General features: G+C 65.6%; 19 protein-coding genes. 9 read left to right on the forward strand and 10 right to left on the reverse strand.

All coding sequences use genetic code 11. The features are described 5' to 3' along the window. Positions 1 to 27: 27 nt before the first annotated feature. Positions 28 to 1,203, forward strand: a complete 1,176-nt coding sequence (glcE, locus tag A1351_RS00430; protein ID WP_064031878.1) for a glycolate oxidase subunit GlcE — start codon at positions 28 to 30, stop codon at positions 1,201 to 1,203. Positions 1,204 to 1,210: 7 nt separating this feature from the next. Further along, positions 1,211 to 2,503, forward strand: a complete 1,293-nt coding sequence (gene glcF, locus A1351_RS00435; RefSeq protein ID WP_064031879.1) for a glycolate oxidase subunit GlcF — start codon at positions 1,211 to 1,213, stop codon at positions 2,501 to 2,503. Positions 2,504 to 2,584: 81 nt separating this feature from the next. On the opposite strand, the gene trpS is transcribed toward glcF, so the two are convergent. Together trpS and glpE are read right to left on the reverse strand one after the other, a co-directional pair. Then, positions 2,585 to 3,619: a tryptophan--tRNA ligase gene (gene trpS / locus A1351_RS00440; RefSeq protein WP_026599095.1), complete on the reverse strand. Its 1,035-nt coding sequence runs from the start codon at positions 3,617 to 3,619 to the stop codon at positions 2,585 to 2,587. Between the two features lie 84 nt (positions 3,620 to 3,703). Beyond that, positions 3,704 to 4,015: a thiosulfate sulfurtransferase GlpE gene (gene glpE, locus A1351_RS00445; protein ID WP_024880674.1), complete on the reverse strand. Its 312-nt coding sequence runs from the start codon at positions 4,013 to 4,015 to the stop codon at positions 3,704 to 3,706. A gap of 463 nt (positions 4,016 to 4,478) precedes the next feature. On the opposite strand from glpE, the gene rplS reads away from it, so the two are divergent. Both rplS and A1351_RS00455 read left to right on the forward strand, forming a co-directional pair. Beyond that, a complete protein-coding gene (gene rplS, locus A1351_RS00450; RefSeq protein ID WP_064031880.1) occupies positions 4,479 to 4,883 on the forward strand; it encodes a 50S ribosomal protein L19 in 405 nt (134 codons plus the stop codon). A gap of 93 nt (positions 4,884 to 4,976) precedes the next feature. Beyond that, positions 4,977 to 5,423, forward strand: coding sequence for a hypothetical protein (locus A1351_RS00455; protein ID WP_064031881.1), 447 nt, complete (start codon positions 4,977 to 4,979; stop codon positions 5,421 to 5,423). A gap of 19 nt (positions 5,424 to 5,442) precedes the next feature. On the opposite strand, the gene A1351_RS00460 is transcribed toward A1351_RS00455, so the two are convergent. Together A1351_RS00460 and A1351_RS00465 are read right to left on the reverse strand one after the other, a co-directional pair. Continuing rightward, on the reverse strand, positions 5,443 to 5,859 hold the full coding sequence (locus A1351_RS00460) for a glyoxalase/bleomycin resistance/extradiol dioxygenase family protein (protein WP_024880671.1): 417 nt from the start codon (positions 5,857 to 5,859) through the stop codon (positions 5,443 to 5,445). Position 5,860: 1 nt separating this feature from the next. Further along, entirely contained in the window at positions 5,861 to 6,862 is a 1,002-nt protein-coding gene (locus A1351_RS00465) for a small ribosomal subunit Rsm22 family protein (protein WP_024880670.1), read from the reverse strand. A gap of 137 nt (positions 6,863 to 6,999) precedes the next feature. Here A1351_RS00465 and leuC point away from each other — a divergent pair, with 137 nt between their 5' ends. Together leuC and A1351_RS00475 are read left to right on the forward strand one after the other, a co-directional pair. Further along, on the forward strand, positions 7,000 to 8,409 hold the full coding sequence (leuC, locus tag A1351_RS00470) for a 3-isopropylmalate dehydratase large subunit (RefSeq protein ID WP_024880669.1): 1,410 nt from the start codon (positions 7,000 to 7,002) through the stop codon (positions 8,407 to 8,409). Positions 8,410 to 8,416: 7 nt separating this feature from the next. Beyond that, the gene (locus A1351_RS00475) at positions 8,417 to 8,842 is read left to right on the forward strand and encodes a metallopeptidase family protein (RefSeq protein ID WP_026599091.1); all 426 of its coding nucleotides are present in this window, start codon (positions 8,417 to 8,419) and stop codon (positions 8,840 to 8,842) included. A gap of 3 nt (positions 8,843 to 8,845) precedes the next feature. On the opposite strand, the gene A1351_RS00480 is transcribed toward A1351_RS00475, so the two are convergent. The 6 genes from A1351_RS00480 to A1351_RS00505 all read right to left on the reverse strand — a co-directional run bounded on the left by A1351_RS00480 (position 8,846) and on the right by A1351_RS00505 (position 15,823). Continuing rightward, entirely contained in the window at positions 8,846 to 9,859 is a 1,014-nt protein-coding gene (locus tag A1351_RS00480) for a sensor histidine kinase (protein ID WP_026599090.1), read from the reverse strand. Between the two features lie 30 nt (positions 9,860 to 9,889). Further along, complete coding sequence (locus A1351_RS00485; RefSeq protein ID WP_024880666.1) at positions 9,890 to 11,488, reverse strand: ATP-binding protein; 1,599 nt, start codon at positions 11,486 to 11,488, stop codon at positions 9,890 to 9,892. Between the two features lie 114 nt (positions 11,489 to 11,602). Continuing rightward, a complete protein-coding gene (locus tag A1351_RS00490; RefSeq protein ID WP_064031882.1) occupies positions 11,603 to 12,247 on the reverse strand; it encodes a sterol desaturase family protein in 645 nt (214 codons plus the stop codon). An 8-nt stretch (positions 12,248 to 12,255) separates the two neighbouring features. Then, positions 12,256 to 13,251, reverse strand: coding sequence for a fatty acid desaturase (locus A1351_RS00495; RefSeq protein ID WP_064031883.1), 996 nt, complete (start codon positions 13,249 to 13,251; stop codon positions 12,256 to 12,258). Next, positions 13,248 to 14,441, reverse strand: coding sequence for a hypothetical protein (locus tag A1351_RS00500; protein ID WP_064031884.1), 1,194 nt, complete (start codon positions 14,439 to 14,441; stop codon positions 13,248 to 13,250). The genes A1351_RS00495 and A1351_RS00500 overlap by 4 nt, the downstream gene beginning before the upstream one ends. Before the next feature lie 140 nt (positions 14,442 to 14,581). Then, on the reverse strand, positions 14,582 to 15,823 hold the full coding sequence (locus A1351_RS00505) for an aminotransferase class I/II-fold pyridoxal phosphate-dependent enzyme (RefSeq protein ID WP_024880662.1): 1,242 nt from the start codon (positions 15,821 to 15,823) through the stop codon (positions 14,582 to 14,584). Between the two features lie 224 nt (positions 15,824 to 16,047). Here A1351_RS00505 and ccmA point away from each other — a divergent pair, with 224 nt between their 5' ends. The 3 genes from ccmA to A1351_RS24255 are packed head-to-tail and all read left to right on the forward strand — an operon-like array spanning position 16,048 to position 17,640. Beyond that, complete coding sequence (gene ccmA / locus A1351_RS00510; RefSeq protein WP_198162183.1) at positions 16,048 to 16,719, forward strand: heme ABC exporter ATP-binding protein CcmA; 672 nt, start codon at positions 16,048 to 16,050, stop codon at positions 16,717 to 16,719. Then, positions 16,716 to 17,387 carry a heme exporter protein CcmB gene (gene ccmB / locus A1351_RS00515; protein WP_024880660.1) on the forward strand — a complete coding sequence of 224 codons (672 nt, stop codon included), beginning with the start codon at positions 16,716 to 16,718 and terminating at the stop codon, positions 17,385 to 17,387. The genes ccmA and ccmB overlap by 4 nt, the downstream gene beginning before the upstream one ends. A gap of 55 nt (positions 17,388 to 17,442) precedes the next feature. Next, a complete protein-coding gene (locus A1351_RS24255; RefSeq protein WP_157096019.1) occupies positions 17,443 to 17,640 on the forward strand; it encodes a hypothetical protein in 198 nt (65 codons plus the stop codon). Positions 17,641 to 17,712: the final 72 nt, after the last annotated feature.

The raw sequence follows: 17,712 nt of genomic DNA on the forward strand, positions 1-17,712 counted from the left end.
GCGGGAGAAGGGACGCGAGCCCATCACATGCGCCTGACTCCGAGAGACGAAGCCGATGTCGCCGAAGCCATCCGCGCCGCGCTCGCGCAAGATGCGCCTTTGTCGATCGAAGGGCATGGCTCCAAAGCCGCGCTCGGCCGCGCGACGCAGCGCGAGCGTATCCTCTCGCTCGCCGCGCTCACGGGCGTCACGCTCTATGAGCCGCAGGAGCTGGTGCTGACGGCCCGCGCCGGCACGCCCTTGCGCGAGATCGTCGCTTTGCTCGATGCGCAAAATCAGCAATTGGCCTTCGAGCCGATGGATCATGCGGCGCTGCTCGGCGGCGCGCGCGATCACGCCACCATCGGCGGCGTGATCGCCGTCAACGCTTCCGGCCCGCGACGGATAAAGGCGGGCGCGGCGCGCGATCATCTGCTCGGCTTTCGCAGCGTCACCGGCCGTGGCGAGATCGTCAAATCCGGCGGCCGCGTGATGAAGAATGTCACCGGCTATGATCTCTCCAAGCTCGTCGCCGGCTCCTATGGCACGCTCGCCGCGCTCACCGAGCTGACGCTGAAGGTTCTGCCCAAGGCGGAGACGGAAGAGACCTTGCTGCTCTCCGGCCTCGGCGCGGAGAAGGGCCTCGCGGCGCTGCGCAAGGCGTCGGGCTCGCCTTATGAAGTGTCGAGCTTCGCCTATGATCCGCAGGCCGACGCCGCTGCGCTGCGGCTCGAGGGGCCGGAGATTTCCGTCACGACGCGCCGCGACGATCTCATGCGCTTTCTTGGTGATTTCGGCGGCGCGACGAGCGTTCTCGCGGCAGACGAAAGCCGCGCATTCTGGACGCACATTCGCGACGCCGAGCCGATCGCGGGGGAGGGCGTCATATGGCGCATCTCGCTCGCGCCGACCAATGGTTTCGCTTTCGTCGAGCGGCTGCGCGGCGCCGGCGCGCCGCCGATCGCGCATTTCTATGATTGGGCCGGCGGCCTCGTCTGGCTGCGCCTCGAGACGGCGGCCGACGCGCATGCGACGGCCATACGCGCCATCGTCGATGCGCTCGGCGGCCATGCGACGCTCATTCGCGCCGATGCGGCGACGCGCGCGCGCGTCGATGTGTTCCATCCGCAGCCTTCCGCGCTGGCGTCGCTCACACGGCGCGTGAAGGAGGCTTTCGATCCGCGCTTCATTCTGGAGCGCGGCCGCTTGCGCGCGGAGTTCTGAAGCGACGATGCTGACGCAATTCTCTCCTGAGCTTCTCGCCGATTCCGACATGTCGCAGTCGGAGAAGATTCTGCGCGCCTGCGTGCATTGCGGCTTCTGCACGGCGACATGCCCGACCTATCTGCTGACTGGCGACGAGCTCGATTCGCCGCGCGGGCGCATCTATCTCATGAAGGAGATGCTGGAGAACGGCCGCGCCGCAGACGAGCGCACCGTGCGCCATGTCGACCGCTGCCTCTCCTGCCTCTCCTGCATGACGACATGTCCGTCGAGCGTGCATTACATGCATCTCGTCGATCATGCGCGCGCGCATATAGAGAAGACCTACCGGCGTCCGCTTCTCGATCGCATGCTGCGCGCGACGCTCGCTTTTGTGCTGACGCGGCCGACGCTGTTCCGCCAGTCCATGCGCGCCGCGGCGTTGGCGCGTCCTTTCGCCGGCCTGCTGCCGCGACGCATGCGAGACATGATCGCAATGGCGCCGGCGCATTTGCCTGCGCCTTCGCCGATCGATCGCCCGCAAATCGTCGCCGCGCAGGGCGCGCGCAAAATGCGCGTCGCGCTGCTGAGCGGCTGCGCGCAGACCGTGCTCGACACGAAAATTCATGAAGCGACCGCGCGTCTGCTGACGCGTCTCGGCGCGGAAATAGTGGTGGCGGAGGGCGCCGGCTGTTGTGGCGCGCTGCCGCATCATCTCGGCAGGAGCGCGGACTCACACGCGCTGGCGCGCCGCAATATCGAGGCCTGGACGCGCGAGATCGAGCGCGGCGGGCTCGATCATATCGTCATCGACACCTCCGGCTGCGGAACGACGGTCAAAGACTATGGCCATATGTTCCGCGACGATCCTGCGCTGGCCGAAAAGGCCGCGCTCATCGCCGCAATGGCGCGCGACGTGACGGAGATTATTGCCGCGCTCGATTTCGCGCCGTCGATCGATGTCGGACGTCTGCGCGTCGCCTATCATTCCGCCTGCTCATTGCAGCATGGGCAGAAGATCGCTGATCTGCCGATGGAGCTGCTGCGTCGAGCGGGCTTCGAGGTCGTTCCCGTTCCCGAGAGCCATATCTGCTGCGGTTCGGCAGGAACCTATAATCTCTTGCAGGGCGAGCTCGCGAGCGCGCTGCGCGAGCGCAAAGTGGCCAATATCCAATTGGTCGCGCCGCAGGTCATCGCCGCCGGCAATCTCGGCTGCATGATTCAGATCGGGCAGGGGACTGCGATCCCGATCGTGCACACGGTGCAATTGCTCGATTGGGTGAGCGGCGGGCCGAGGCCGTTTCCGTCATCGCGCGCGTAGCGAAGCGATCCAGGGGCCGCCTAGCTGCTCTGGATCGCTTCGTCGCTGCGCTCCTCGCGATGACGGCCGGGTTTTCGCGCCTCAGCGCAGAAAACCGACGATATCCTTCACCGCATCCATATTCGTGCGCGCCAGTTCCCGCGCCCGCGCGGAGCCGTCGCGCAGCACATCGTCGATATAGGCTGCGTCCGCCATCAGCTTGCGCATCTCGGCGGTGATCGGCGAGAGCTTCGCCACGGCGAGATCGACGAGGGCGACTTTGAAGGTCGAGAAATTGGAGCCTCCGAACTCTCCGAGCACGTCGGCCTTGCTGCGCTGCGACAGCGCCGCGAAAATGCCGACGAGATTATCCGCCTCCGGTCGCCCCTCGAGGCCCTTTTCTTCGGAAGGAAGCGCGTCGGGATCGGTCTTGGCCTTGCGCACCTTTTGCGCGATCTGGTCGGCGTCGTCGGAGAGATTTATGCGCGAATAATCGGAAGCGTCGGATTTCGACATTTTCTTCGTGCCGTCGCGCAGGCTCATCACGCGCGTCGCCGGGCCGGAGATCAGCGGCTCCGGCAGCGGGAAGAAAGCGTCGTTGAAGCCGTTGCGCGCGATCGATTCGGCGAAGTCGTTGTTGAACTTCTGCGCAATGTCGCGGGAAAGCTCCAAATGCTGCTTCTGATCCTCGCCGACCGGCACATGGGTGGCGCGATAGAGCAGAATGTCGGCGGCCATCAGCACCGGATAGTCGAGCAGGCCCATGGAGGCGTTCTCGCGATCCTTGCCGGCCTTGTCCTTGAACTGCGTCATGCGGTTCAGCCAGCCGATGCGGGCGACGCAATTCAAGACCCAGGCGAGCTCGGCGTGCTCGGCCACCTGGCTCTGATTGAAGACGATGTTCTTCTTCGGATCGATTCCGCAGGCGATGAAGGCCGCGGCGATCTCGCGCGTGTTGTTGCGCAGCGCGATCGGGTCCTGCGGCACGGTGATGGCGTGCAAGTCCACGACGCAATAAAGGCAGTCGAAGCTTTGCTGCAGCTCGACGAATTTGACGATCGCGCCGAGATAATTGCCGAGATGCAGATTGCCGGTGGACTGCACGCCGGAGAAGACGCGCTGCGGAAAGCTGGTCATGAGGAGCGCCGAGTGGTTGAGGCCGGCGGTCCTTATGACAATGCGGGCGCCCGAGCGCAAGAACCCGAGCGCAACTATCCCGCCTCAAGCCCGCTCGGCCGCCGCCCAGGCTTCATAGCCGCCGTCCAGGCTGTAGACCTCGGCAAAGCCCATATCGGCGAAGATGCGGGCGTAGGACTGGCTGGAATTGCCGTGATAGCAGCAGACGATGACCGGCTTGTCCTTCGGCGTCTCGAAGAGATAATAGGTCATGTCGTCCTGGGAGGCGTTCTCCGCGCCCTCTATGTGGCCGCGCGCGAAGGATTGCGGGTCGCGCACGTCGAGGACGAGCGTCTCGCCGCGGCTCATCACGTCGCGCGCGGCGGCGACGTCGATCCTGCGAAAGTCTTGCGCCATTGTTCGGTCTCGCGCTTTCAAAGGCGCCCTCGGCGCCGCTCCGGCCGCGCCATGCGAAGACGGGGCCAACCGACCGAACGAGAAGAGCTGAGAGAAGAGGGCGGTTTTACCTCCCTCCCGAGCGCCGTAGGCGATCGGGAGGGAGGGTGAACGCGGTCCAGGGCGCTCGGGTGAAGATTTCCTCATCCTGAGGAGCCGCGAAGCGGCGTCTCGAAGGACGAGGAAACCTTCATGCGCGGCCATCTGGAGCTCCCCCTCGCGCTTCGAGACGCGCCCTTCGGGCGCTCCTCAGCATGAGGGGGAGGTTTGCTGGCCTTCACTCGATCGCCCTAGAACGCGTCCCCCGTCTCTCGACAATCGGCACCGCCTCGTGTATGGCGACGCGTCCAAATCAAAACAGCGTCCCGAAACGCTCGCCAGAGCCGCCGCGGCGGCAACAGGCGAAACGGCAGGAGTTTTTTTCATGTCCTCCATCATCGAGCAACTCGACGCCGAGCAATCGGCCCGCCTTCTCGAAGGCAAGTCGATCCCGGAATTCCGCCCCGGCGACACCGTCATCGTCAATGTGAAGGTGAAGGAAGGCGAGCGCTCCCGCATTCAGGCCTATGAGGGCGTGGTGATCTCCCGCCAGGGCGGCGGCATCAACGAGGCCTTCACCGTCCGCAAGATTTCCTATGGCGAGGGCGTAGAGCGCGTGTTCCCCCTCCATTCGCCGCTCATCGACTCGATCAAGCTGGTCCGCCGCGGCAAGGTCCGCCGCGCCAAGCTCTATTATCTGCGCGACCGTCGCGGCAAATCCGCCCGCATCGCCGAGCGCATCGACAATAAGGCGAAGGCCAAGGACAAGCCGGCCCCCGCGGCCGAGTAAGGCTCCCGGAGCCTGTCCCAATATCGCGAGCGTGGCGGAGCGATCCGGCGGTAGGCCGCAGGATCGCTTTGTTGTCTCTATGTGAGAGAATCGATGAGCAAAATCCTGTTTTGGGATTTCGAGGGCGTCGTCGCGCGCCGCGATCCGGATTGGCGGCTCGTGGAGGGCGCGGGGGAGACGCTCGAGGCGCTGGCCGCCAAGGGCTGGACCCATATCGCATTTGCGGCAGGGACGCAGGACCTCGCCGCTTTGGCGGAAGGGCTGGGCCTCGCCGGTCGCTTCGCCGGGCTCCATGACGCCGGCGAGGGCGCGGAGCCGTTGACGCGGGCGATCGAGGCCGCGCGGCCTTTCGATCAGGCTTTCGTCATCGCCGCCAGCGTGTCCGGCGCCGTGCTGCCGGCGCGGGCGGCGGTGGTGCCGTCCATTCTGGTCGGCGACGCCTCGCCGCTCGCGCAATTCTGCTGCGAATCGCCGTCGGAGATCGAGCTGGCGCTCGAAACCTGGACCTCGATGCGGCGGTCTTTCTTCGTCGAGCCTTGACTCTGGCTTTCGCCGAGGATCAGCCGCCCGAGGAATCGAGCGGCGCGTTCAATATCCATCTGTGGCCGAATGGATCGCGCAGCGCGGCGTAGCGCGTGCCCCAAAAAGTATTAGTCGGCTGCGTCTCGACCTTTGCGCCGAGCTGGGTCGCGCGGGTGACGATCTCGTCCACCTCATGCGCTTTGTCATATTCCAGGCTCACCGAGGCGGTGACCTGCTCGCCGGGCAGCGGCATGCGGGCGTGGCCCAATTCCGGAAAGACGTCGGCGAGCATGACCGAGCCGCCATTGATGGTCAGCTCGCAATGGGCGATGCGCATTCCGTCGACGGAAGGCATCAGCGCCCGTTGCTGCGCGCCGAAGGCGGCGGTGTAGAAAGCGATCGCGCCGGCGGCCGGCGAGACGGTGAGATAGGGCGCGACCCTCGGGCGCTGCATGTCATTCCCTCGCCGGTGTTTCCCCTTGGACGACTTCGTCGCCCCAGTCTTTCTTTTTTATAGGCGCGAAAACCGCTTTATCGCGCTTCGCCACCGTAACTTCTTCGATTCCCGCCATGGTGCAAAGCTTTATCCTTAATCCATGCTTTAGGACCTCCGGCCGCGCCAGCATCCGAGCCGGGGCCGGAGCGATCGCCGCTTCCTCTCTCGTCGCTGCCAGATAGGCGAATTTCTCGTCCTCGAAGGGCGCGTCGGCGCCTTTGAGCAGCTTATGGTCACGCGAGCGGGCGAGCCGCACCGAGAAATGACACCAGTCCGGCGGCTCCAGCGGGCAGGGCGCCGAATGCGGGCAGGGCAGGGAGACGCGCGCGCCCGACGCGATGAGCCGCGCCCGCATCCGCATCAGCCGCGCATAATCGCGCGGCGTGCCGGGCTCGACGAGAATCAGCGTCCCCGCGCAAAGGCGCCAGGCGGCGTCCATGGCGCGATCGAGACGGTCCTCGGCGATTTCCGTCGATGCATAGCTGGCGACGACGAGATCGAATGGCGCGCCGAGATCGGGCGGCGCGGAAAGATCGCCGGCGACGATTCGCGCCTTCTCTAGCGCTTCGCCGGCGAGCCGGCGGGCGAGCGCGAGAAATGGCTCGCTGCGGTCGAGCAGCACATTCTCGTCGATTTGCGGCCAGAGCGCGCGCGCGGCGAGGCTCGCGGTCCCGAGCCCTGCGCCGAGGTCCAGCATGCGCCGCGGCGAAAAATCCGGCGCCCGTTCGGCGAGCCGGCCGAGAACATGGATGGTCGCCGCATAGGTCGCCGGGAGCCGATAAAGGGCGTAGGCGAGAGCGTCGTCCTCGCAGAGGATCGCCTGCGCCGTCGTTCCGCCGGAGCGATAGAGGGCGGAAATGCGCGCCGCCCGCTCCGCCAGAGCCCGGCGCGAGCGCTCGTCCAACAGGCGCTCCAGCGCCGCCGTCAGCGCTTGTGGCGGCGCCGTCGATATTCGCGTCACGTCGAAGGGACCTCCCGCTGGGGCGTCGGCGAGATTACATGCTTCCAAGCCGCCCATGTTGCGAGTAGAACAGCCTACCCGGTTCGGTCGAGGCCGAATTACGGTTCTTTTTACGGCTCGGAGCAGGAACGAGACAAATGGCAGGACGCCCGCGCACGCTCTACGACAAGATCTGGGACGATCATGTGGTTCACGAGCAGGAGGACGGCGCGTCCCTCATCTACATCGATCGCCATTTGATTCATGAGGTGACGAGCCCGCAGGCCTTCGAGGGGCTGCGCACCTCCGGCCGGAAGGTCCGCGCGCCGGGCAAGACGCTGGCCGTCGTCGACCATAATGTGCCGACGACCGACCGCTCTCTGCCGATCACCGATCCTGAGAGCAAGGCGCAGGTCGAGCAGCTCGCCATCAACGCCGCGGAATTCGGCGTCGAATATTATAATGAGCATGATTCGCGTCAGGGCGTCGTGCATATCGTCGGCCCGGAGCAGGGCTTCACCCTGCCCGGCACGACGATCGTCTGCGGCGACAGCCACACCTCCACGCATGGCGCCTTCGGCGCGCTCGCCCATGGCATCGGCACGTCGGAGGTCGAGCATGTTCTGGCGACGCAGACGCTGATCCAGAAAAAGGCCGCCAACATGCTGGTGCGCGTCGACGGCAAGCTGGCCGAGGGCGCGACCGCCAAGGATATTATTCTGGCCATCATCGGCGAGATCGGCACCGCCGGCGGCACCGGCCATGTGATCGAATATGCGGGCGAGGCGATCCGCGATCTTTCGGTCGAGGGCCGCATGACCGTCTGCAACATGTCGATCGAAGGCGGCGCCCGCGCCGGCCTCGTCGCGCCGGACGAGAAGACATACGAATATCTCCGCGGCCGGCCCAAGGCCCCGCAGGGCGAGATCTTCGACGCCGCCGTCCGCTATTGGGAGACGCTGCGCTCCGACGAGGGCGCGCATTACGACCGCGTGATCGTGCTCGACGCCGCCGCTCTGCCGCCGACCCTCACCTGGGGCACCTCGCCCGAGGATGTGATGCCGATCTCCGGCTTGGTGCCGACGCCGGACAGCGTCGCCAATCCGGCCAAGCGTCAGGCCATCGCCCGCGCGCTCGAGTATATGGGGCTCAAGGGCGGCGAGAAGGCCAGCGACATCGCCATCGATCGCGTCTTCATCGGCTCCTGCACCAATGGCCGCATCGAGGATCTTCGCGCCGCCGCGGCGGTCATCGCCGGCAAGCAGATCAACGCCAAGGTCAACGCCATCGTTGTGCCGGGCTCCGGCCTCGTGAAGGCGCAGGCCGAGGCGGAGGGGCTGGACAAGGTGTTCACCGCCGCCGGCTTCGAATGGCGCGAGCCGGGCTGTTCCATGTGCCTCGCGATGAATCCGGATCGTCTCGAGCCGGGCGAGCGCTGCGCCTCGACCTCGAACCGCAATTTCGAGGGCCGCCAGGGCTTCAAGGGCCGCACCCATCTCGTGTCGCCCGCCATGGCGGCGGCGGCGGCCATCGCCGGCCATTTCGTGGACGTTCGCAGCTGGAGGTAAGTCTCGCATGGCCTCGCCTCTCGACGATAGCGCTCTCGCCCAGCTCCGCGCCCCTTCGCTCGAGGACCTCGAGGTGCTGGCCGATGCGGCTTTCGCCTCGCTGCCGTCGCGCTTCACGCGGCTCTGCGAAGGTCTCGTGATCCATGTCGAGGATTTCCCGGACGAGGAAATCCTAGAGGAGATGGAATGCGAGACCGAGTTCGATCTTTTGGGGCTGTTCCGCGGCCAGGGTCTCGCCCAGCGCGAGGCCTCGGCGCATACTGGCGAGCCGCCCAATATGATCTGGCTCTACCGCCGTCCGATCATCGATTATTGGGCGGATGGCGAGGACACGCTGCAAGAGATCATCACCCATGTCCTCGTGCATGAGATCGGCCATCACTTCGGCCTCTCCGACGAGGATATGGAGGAGATCGAGCAAAAGGCGGGGTGAATTTCACTCTGGCGGCGCCGGGAAGCGCAGCTCGCAGCGCAGGCCCCTGTCGGCGCCGGGCTCTATGATGGCGGCGCCGCCGAGCTGCTGACCGAGCGAGCGCACCAGCTTGTGACCCGAGCCGAGGCCCATCGCTTCCATCGAGGCGGGGCCGACGCCATTATCTTCCACGGTGAGGGCGAGATCGTCGCCCTCGCGCGTCAGCCGCACCTTCACCGTACCCGCGCGCTCCTCGGGAAAAGCGTATTTCAGCGCATTGACGACGAGCTCGTTGACGATCAGCGCGACTGCGCGCGCCTCGTCCACCTCGAGCGCGCAATCGGCGACCTCGGTCCGCAGCGCGATCGGCCGCTCGCCGATGAGCGCCAGCCGAAGATTGGCGCAGAGATCGTCGATGAGCGGCCGCATCCACACATCGCGCCCCCCGTCATGCTGGAGCAGCGCATAGACGCGGCTCACCACGGCGACGCGGCTCGACGCCGCGAGCAATGAGGCGCGCGCATTGTCGTCCTCGAGCGCGCGCGCCTCGGTCTGCAGCATTGAGCAGACGAATTGCAGATCATTCTTCGTGCGATGCGCCATTTCCTGGAGATAGAGCTTCTTCAATCGCTCGGTCTTGGTCGCCAGCGTCTGGGCGGCGGTGGCCTCGCTGTCGCTGCGATCGATCACGCCCGAGAGCTCCTGCATCACGAAGACGATGGCGAGAGCGACGGCGATGAACAGCACGAGAGCGAGGGCTTCCGCCGGGTCCGATACGGCGAAGCCTTCGCCAGGAAACAAAAAATAAGCGGCGAGCGCCGCGCCGAAGGCCATCGACCAGCCGCCCGCCTCGCCGCCGAAGAGCAGCGCCGAGAACATCACGGCGGGAATGAAAAGGAGCAGCTGTCCCGGCGGCAATCTCTCATGCAGCAATGTCTGCAGCGCGAACGCGCCCAGGGAAAGGCCGGACGCTCCGAGAAAGCGCGCCCAAATGGGCAGAGCCCGCGAGCGCGCGGCCAGCGCAAAAAGCTCATGCATGGATGCTCGTCTCATTCGTGAGCGCGGCCGTCAGCTCGGCAGCCGCATCGTCAATTCGAATGTAGCGCCCTGTAGCGGCTGCGACCGTGCGGCCAGCGTCCAGCCATGGCGATCGGCGATCGTTTTGCAAATGGCGAGGCCGATTCCGGTGCCCGGATATTCCGCCTTGCTATGCAGGCGCTTGAACGGCTCGAAAATGGCGCTCGCATATTTCGCCTCGAAGCCGACGCCGTCATCGGAGACGGAGAGGCGCAGCAGAGAGTCCTCGACATTCGCGTGGATGGCGATGCGGGGCGTCTCGCCCGGCCGGCGAAATTTTATCGCATTGCTGACGAGATTATGCATGAGACGTGCGAATTGCGGCGGGTCCGCCTCGAACTCCACGCAGGGCGCGTCGAGGCTGACATCGGCGCCCGATTCCTCGATCAGCTCGGAGAGATCGGTCAGCGCCGATTGGATCTCGACGCGCAGATCGCGCCGCTGCACTTTGAGCGGCGCCTCGACGACGCGCGAATAAACGAGCAGATCCTCGACCAGCTCCCGCGCGCGCAGCGCCGAGCCGCGCATCACTTCGCTCGCATAGGAAATGTCCTTCTGATCGGAGGAGGAGACGGCGGCGTCGAGCATTTGCGAGAAGGCGACGATCTTGCGCAGCGGCTCCTGCAGATCATGCGAGGCGACATAGGCGAAGCGGGCGAGCCGTTCATTGACGCGCTCGAGCTCGACGATGCGCTGCTCTAGCGCGCGCTCGGCCGCGAGCCGGGCCGCCTCCTCGCGCCGGCGCTCGGTCACATCCTGCGCATAGCCGTGCCAGATGGTGGAGCCGTCGGCCTGGCGCACAGGCTGCGCTTGCGTTTCCAGCCAGATCGTCCCCTTGGAGGGGTGGTCGTAGCGGAACTGCTCGCGCAGAAGCGTCATCTGCGCCGCCGAGCGCGCGAAGCTCGCACGCATGCGCTCATTGTCGGCGCCGTCGATGCGGCGGAGCATTGGCGCGGCGTTGTCGCAAATCTCCTCCGGCGCGACGCCGAAGACATTGCGCACATTCTCCGCGAGATAAGGGCAGGAGCTGAAGCCGCCGGTGTCGAGCCGGAAGGAGAAGACGACGCCGGGCGCCGCCAGCGCGACATTGCCGAACTGCTCGACGAGCCGCGCATTCTGCGCCGCGAGCCGCTCCATCGCATGGCGCGTCTCCAGATTGTCGACATGCGTCAGCGTGCGCTGGAAGGCTTCGCCGACAACGACGATGAGGCTGTTGGTCGTGAGGAATGTCGCGAAGGCGAGCGCATCCTCGAGGCCCTCGATCCGCGCGAGCCAGAGCTGGGCGACGGCGGCGCTGATGACCAGCGTCAGCGCGCCGGAGACCGCGCCGCCGGTGAAGGAAGCGACGAGGACGGGAAGATAGAAGGTGACATAGGTGTGGCCGCCGCTCTCGCCGGCGATCAGCAGCCGCCAGACGACTCCCGCGGCCGCGGCGAGCACGCCGATGGCGATGCGCCAGGGCAGCGGGGAGCGATACCAGCGTACGAGCTGCGGCGCGAGCGTGGCGAAGATCGTGCGGATACGGCCATGCTCGGCGCGAGGCAGATCGGAACTCGCCGCAGGCGAAGGCGGACCTTTGAGGCTCGACATGGTTCGGCTCGCTCGAGACGCGGCGGGCGCCGGGCCTTCGCGCCCTATGCGCGCGCTCTCCGGCTCATTTATGACCGAAAGCGGCGCATGGAAGGTCCTGCGACGATAAGTGCGTCACACCGCGCGGTTTCCGGGCGTCTGGCCCTGCTCGTAATTGGTGCCGAAGACGTAATCCCACCAGATCGCATGGACGCCGAAGCCGCGCTCCGGATCACGGAAATGGTGCAGCATATGCAGCCGGCGCACCAGATGGCCGAGCTTGGATTTGGGCTGGCCGTGATGCGTCCAATAATGCACGCAGTCATAGAGCACATAGCCGGCGATGAAGCCCGCCAGCATGGGCCAGGCGAAATCGCCGCCGAAGACGAGGCGGATGAGCGAGAGCGCGATCAGCATGATCGGCGTCGACAGCAGCGGCGGCATGACGAGCCGCAGCGGATCGCTCGGATAGATGTGATGCACGCCGTGGATGAGGAATTGGAAGCGCGGCCCGAGCCCGAAGGGCAGCGGAAACACCGTGTGGAACAGGAAGCGATGGCCGAAATATTCGGTCAGCGTCCAGGCCAAATAGCCGGCGACGAAGGCGAGGAGGATATAGCCCGCGCTCGCATAATTGCTCGCATAGGCGATGAGCCAGAGAATGATCGGCCCATAGACGAGCGGCGGGGTCAGGTGATGGACGCGCGAATATTTGTCGAGAAGGTCGCTCTCGAAGAGGCGCGGCGATGCGTCGAGCGTCTCGTGTTCAGTGGCAGTCATGGGAAACTCTACTCCGCCGGGACGGGAACGAGCTGCGCGGCGCTGGCGGTCTCCACATTGGCGGAGCGCGTCTGCAGCGAATAGCGCGGGTCGAAGACAAAGGTGACGAGCAGGGCGAACCACGAATAATGGGCGCCGAGCGGCTTGTAGAACTCGGGCGCCATTTCGGTGAGCTCCGGCAGACGCCGCCACGGAATCTCGTGAAAGTCGTGATGCTCGTTGTGATAGCCGATATTGAGCGCGACCTTGTTGAGCGGGCCGTAATAGTCGAACGTGCCCTGATTGGGGCCGAAGGCGAAATGCTCCTGCACCCAGCGCGCGCTCAGAGGATGCAGCCCGCCGACCGAGAACCAGAAGGACAGCACGAGATAGAGCAGCGCATTGGGGCCGAAGGCCCAGAGCACGAAGACGTCGAAGAGCAGGATGACGGCCGTGTTGATATAGGTCCACAGGCCCATGATCGGCACAGTGCCCTTCAGCCGCGAGAGGCGCGCCAGCTGGATCGCCGGGAAGAAGAACAGCCACAGCGCCTTGCGCCATGTGCTGTTGCCCACCCACTCCACCTCCCAATGGCTCGGAATGTCGGCGTCGTAATCATAGGCCGACAGATGCGAGTGATGCTTGATGTGATAGCAGCGAAAGCCCATCGCCGTCGGAAAGGCGTTGGGGAGATCGGCGAGCAGGGCGGTGAGCTTGTTGTAGAGCGTGTTCTCGAACACGCAATTGTGGATCGCGTCGTGAATGGCGACGAAAGCCGCGTGATTGGCGAAGGCGCCGACGCAAATCGCCAGCAGCAGGGCGAGCGGCCAATAGGAGGGGCCGAGCCAGCCGAGAATGGCGGCGATCGTCAGCTGGCCGACGAATATGCCGGCGGTGATCTTGAAGGTGAGATCGTCCTTGCCGAACAGCGTCCTCACTTCCGGATGCGCCTCGAGAATGAGGCGGCGACGCTCGACATGCGAGCGATCGGCGGAGGACGTCGAAGAAATCGAGATGACATTCATGGCGTCGCCTCTTCTCTCACAGCCTCGGTTGCAGCGGGCGGCGCGCCCGCCACGCGCTTTTCATAGACGCGGTGAATCTTGTCGATCTTGCCGCCGAACATTTCGATCGGCTTGCGCATGCCCATATTGTCCTCGAGCACCCAGCCGGCCTCGAGGGCGACGATGCTGGCGTCGACGCAGCTGCGGCGCCGCATGTCCTCGATCAGCGACAGCAGGATCGCGCCGCCCGTGGCGCTGTTCTGCAGCGTCTTGCGCGTGCCGAGCAGCAGCAGGCGCGCGGTCGAGAATTTGTGCTTGCGGATGCGCGAGATCAGCTTGAACAGATTGAAGGGCAGGAGCTTGCCGTCGAAATCGGCGGTGATCTCGTGCAGATTGGGCAGCGCCACCGCGAAGGAGACCGGCTCGCCGTCGAATTCGAGCACAATGCCGAATTCCGGCGGCATCACATATTTCATGAGGTCGGCGAAGCCGTCGAGCTCGTCCTTGCCGAGCGGCACGAAGCCCCAATTGCCGCGCCAGGCGTCGTTGAAGAGATCGGACATCAGCGCGGTTTCGCCCTGCTTCAGATGATCGCGATCGAGCTGGCGAATCTTCAAGCGGTTGCGCCATTCGGGGCGGTCGGCGATGCGGCGTTCCTTGCTGAGATCCTGCTCCGCGGAGAGATGCCGGTAGGAGATCAGATCCTTCGCCTTGTCGTAGCCCAGCGCCTCGATGAGCCGCGACAGATAGGGCGGATGCCAGGGCATCAGAAACATCGGCGTCGCTTCGAAACCCTCGATCAGCATGCCGCTTTCGCCATTGATGTCCGGTGCGAAGGGGCCGACGATGGTCTCCGCGCCGCGCGCGCGCAGCCATTCCTCCGCGGCCTGCGTCAATGCGCGCACCACCTCTATGTCGTCGATGGCGTCGAGCGAGCCGAATTGCCAGCGCGAGGTGGAGACGGGCTGAATCTCGGGCTTATAGACCTGCGCGCCGATGCGGCCGACCCATTTGCCGTCCTTGCGCGCCAGAAATTCCTGCGCCTCCACATGCTTGAAATGCGGATTGAGCTTGTGGCTGTAGAGATTCCAGCGCTCGACGTCGAGCGAAGGCGCGAAGCCTTTCTGGCCCTTATAGATGAGACGCGGCAGCTTGCAGAAGGTCAGGAATCGCGAAAGATTATCGACAGGAACAATCTCGATGCCGGCCATAGCGAACACCTATCGAGCTAGAGAAGCGAGCGAAAGCTGGCATATCGACGCGGGAGAGCGGAGCGAGTGGGGGCAGGCGGCAGGCAGTCGCGAGCGGCGGCCTGCGTTTTCTCTATTCCCCGCTCACTCCCTCATTTCCCTCACAGGCTCGCGCCCGCCATCGCCTTTTTCACCAATTCATGCGCCTCTGCGGCCACCGGCGGCAGATCGCGCAGCGCGTCGAGCACGGCGCGAATCTCATCCTCGGAATGATTGGCGGAGAGGAAGAAACGCAGACGTGGTTGGTCCTTGGGCACGCCGATCTGCACGATCGGCGGCACATAGAAGCCGAGGCCGAGCAGATGCTGCGAGGCCCACATGGTCTCGACGCTGTCCTGGAACAGAATCGGCACCACGCCGCGGCCGATCGCCGGCCCGGTGCTCAGCCCATTGGCGTGGGCGTAGTCGCGGAACAGCTCCGCATTGCGCGCGAGCTTGCCCACGCGCCAGCTCTCCTCCTGCATCAGCCGCAGGGCGGTGCGTGCGGCGGCGAGGATAACAGGCGACAGGCCGACGCTGTAGACGAAGCCCGGCAGAGTATAGCGGAACCAGTCGATGACCGGCTTCTTCGCGCAGACGAAGCCGCCGCAGGAGGCGAGGGTCTTGGACATGGTGCCGACGACGAGATCGAGCCGGCCGGGATCGACGCCCTGCAGCTCGGCGAGGCCGCGGCCCGTCTCGCCCAGCACGCCGAGCGAATGCGCCTCATCGACCATCAGCCAGGCGTCATGGCGCTCTTTCAGCTCCACGAGGCGCGGCAGATCGGCGGTGTCGCCGTCCATGCTGTATATGCCCTCGACGACAATGAGCACATGGCGGAAGTCTTCGCGCTTCTTGGCGAGAAGATGGTCCAGATGCTCGAAGTCGTTGTGGCGGAATTTGATCACCTCCGCCGAAGAGGCTTCGCAGCCGGCGACGATGCTGTTGTGGGCGAGCTCGTCGATGAACAGAGCGTCGCGCTTGCCGAGCAGCCAGGAGATGGTCGTCACATTGGCGAGATAGCCGGAGACCAGCGTCAGCGCCGCCTCCATGCCGAGAAATTCGGCGATCTCCGCCTCGAAGGGCTTGTGAGTCGAGCGCTCGCCGCCGACGAGGCGCGAGGCCAGCGCGCCGACGCCGAGCCGATGCAGCTCGTGATCGGCCTCCTCGAGAATCTTGGGGTGATTGGCGAGGCCGAGATAGTCGTAATTGGCGAAGCTGACGAAATGCGTCCCCTTCGCCTCGAAATCGGCGCGAAGCCGATCGATCTGCGCGAAGAAGGGATCGTGATATTGGAGGAGCGCATTGCCGGCGAAACGAAATCGTCTCGATGCGTAATCCGAAAGGCTGTTATGCTTCGCCACTTAGTGCGTCATCCCTCGAGTCTGCGGCCGCGCGCGCGTCTCGCGGCGCCGCATTGGAAGAGGACGCCCGATTCCTCGGAACGTCCGCGGTCGGCCCGCAGGCTTAGCACCCTTCGGCGCCATAGCGCCAGCGAAAGCATCGTGGCGCGGGGGAAGTCCTCCTCTGCAGGCGCGCCGGAGGCGGGGATTTCCCCTGCGGCGGAGTTGCTCTATTGGCTCTGCCGATGACCGACATTCCGCATCCTCCGTCCCGTCCCCATGCCGAGCGCGCCTCCGCCCTGCGCCTGCGGGTAGAGGATCTCGCCATCGCCCGCGGCGGGCGGCGCGTGCTCGCGGGCCTCGGCTTCTCGCTCGCGAGCGGGGAGGCGCTGATCGTCACCGGCCGCAACGGCGCCGGCAAATCGACGCTTTTGCGCGCGCTCGCGGGCCTTTTGCCGCGTCTTTCCGGCCATATTGCGATCGAGGGCGCCGCGGAGGCGGAAGAGCCGGCGACGCTGCTCCATTATCTGGCCCATGCCGATGGGCTGAAGGCGCCGCTCACCGCCCGCGAGAATCTGGAGTTCTGGGCGCAATTTCTGGGGGAGGAGCCGGATCGGCGTAGTCTCTCGCCGGCGGAGGCGCTGGAGCGGGTGGGGCTCGCGCATCTTTCGGAGACGCCGGTCGCCATGCTCTCCGCCGGGCAGAAGCGCCGCATCGCGCTCGCCCGTCTGCTGGTGGTTTTCCGGCCGCTATGGCTGCTCGACGAGCCGACCAGCGCGCTCGACGCCGCCTCGCGGGTGCGGCTCGCGCGGCTGATGACGGAGCACCGGGCGCTCGGCGGAATGATCATCGCCGCCACTCACGAGCCGCTCGGCCTCGAGGATGCGCGCGAGCTGGCGCTGGGAGCGAATTCGTGAATTCTCCGCTTCTCGCTCTCTTCCTGCGCGATTTGCGCGTCGCCCGCCGCATCGGCGGTTCGGCGACCATGGGCGTCGTGTTTTTTCTGGTGATGGTGTCGATCGCGCCCTTCGCCATCGGCCCGGACCCCAATCTTCTCGCCCGCATCGGCCCGGCGATCTTGTGGATCGCGGCGCTGCTGGCGAGCCTTCTCTGCCTCGATCGGCTGTTTCAGGCCGATCTCGAGGACGGCTCGCTCGATCTCTTTCACCTCGGCCGCGCGCCGCTCGAGCTGGCGGTTCTGGTGAAATGCGCCGCCCATTGGGTGACGACCGGCCTGCCGCTGACGCTCGCCGCGCCTTTCCTCGGCCTGATGCTCCAGCAGGAGGAGACGGCGCTCGCCGCCGTGACGCTGACGCTGCTGGCCGGCACGCCGGCGCTGACGCTGATCGGCGCCATTGGCGCGGCGGCGACGGTCACGCTGCGCCGCGGCGGTCTGCTGATGGCGTTGCTGGTGCTACCGCTGACGATTCCGGTGCTGATTTTCGGCGTCTCGGCGGCGGAGGCGGCGACAGGCGGCACAGTGTCCTTCGCCGCGCCTTTCGCCATTTTATGCGCGATCAGCCTCGGCGCGCTGGCGCTCTGCCCCTTCGCCGCGGCGGCGGCGCTGCGGAGCGCGGGGGAGTAGAGGCGAGAACGCTGATAGCTGTTTTCGCCCGGCGACTTCGTGATAGTCTTCGGGAATGGCGAAGCGAGATCGTCCCATCGTCCGGCGCCGGTCCCTTACCTTGGGGCTGGTGGGCTTTTCGCGCATCAGCGCTGTCGAGGGCGTGCGTCTCGACGCCGACAGCAAGAGAATGTTCGCCGACTTCGAGCGTCGTGGCTTGACCGATGCGGAGCGTCGCCGCGCGATCTACGAAAAGCACGCGAAAAAAGCTTAAGGCGCAGTGTATCGCGCCGTCGTCGATCCCTATTGCTATAGCGGAACGACGGTTCTGAAAAATCGTCTTGGA

This window comes from Methylosinus sp. R-45379 (assembly GCF_001644125.1).
GTDB lineage: Bacteria > Pseudomonadota > Alphaproteobacteria > Rhizobiales > Beijerinckiaceae > Methylosinus.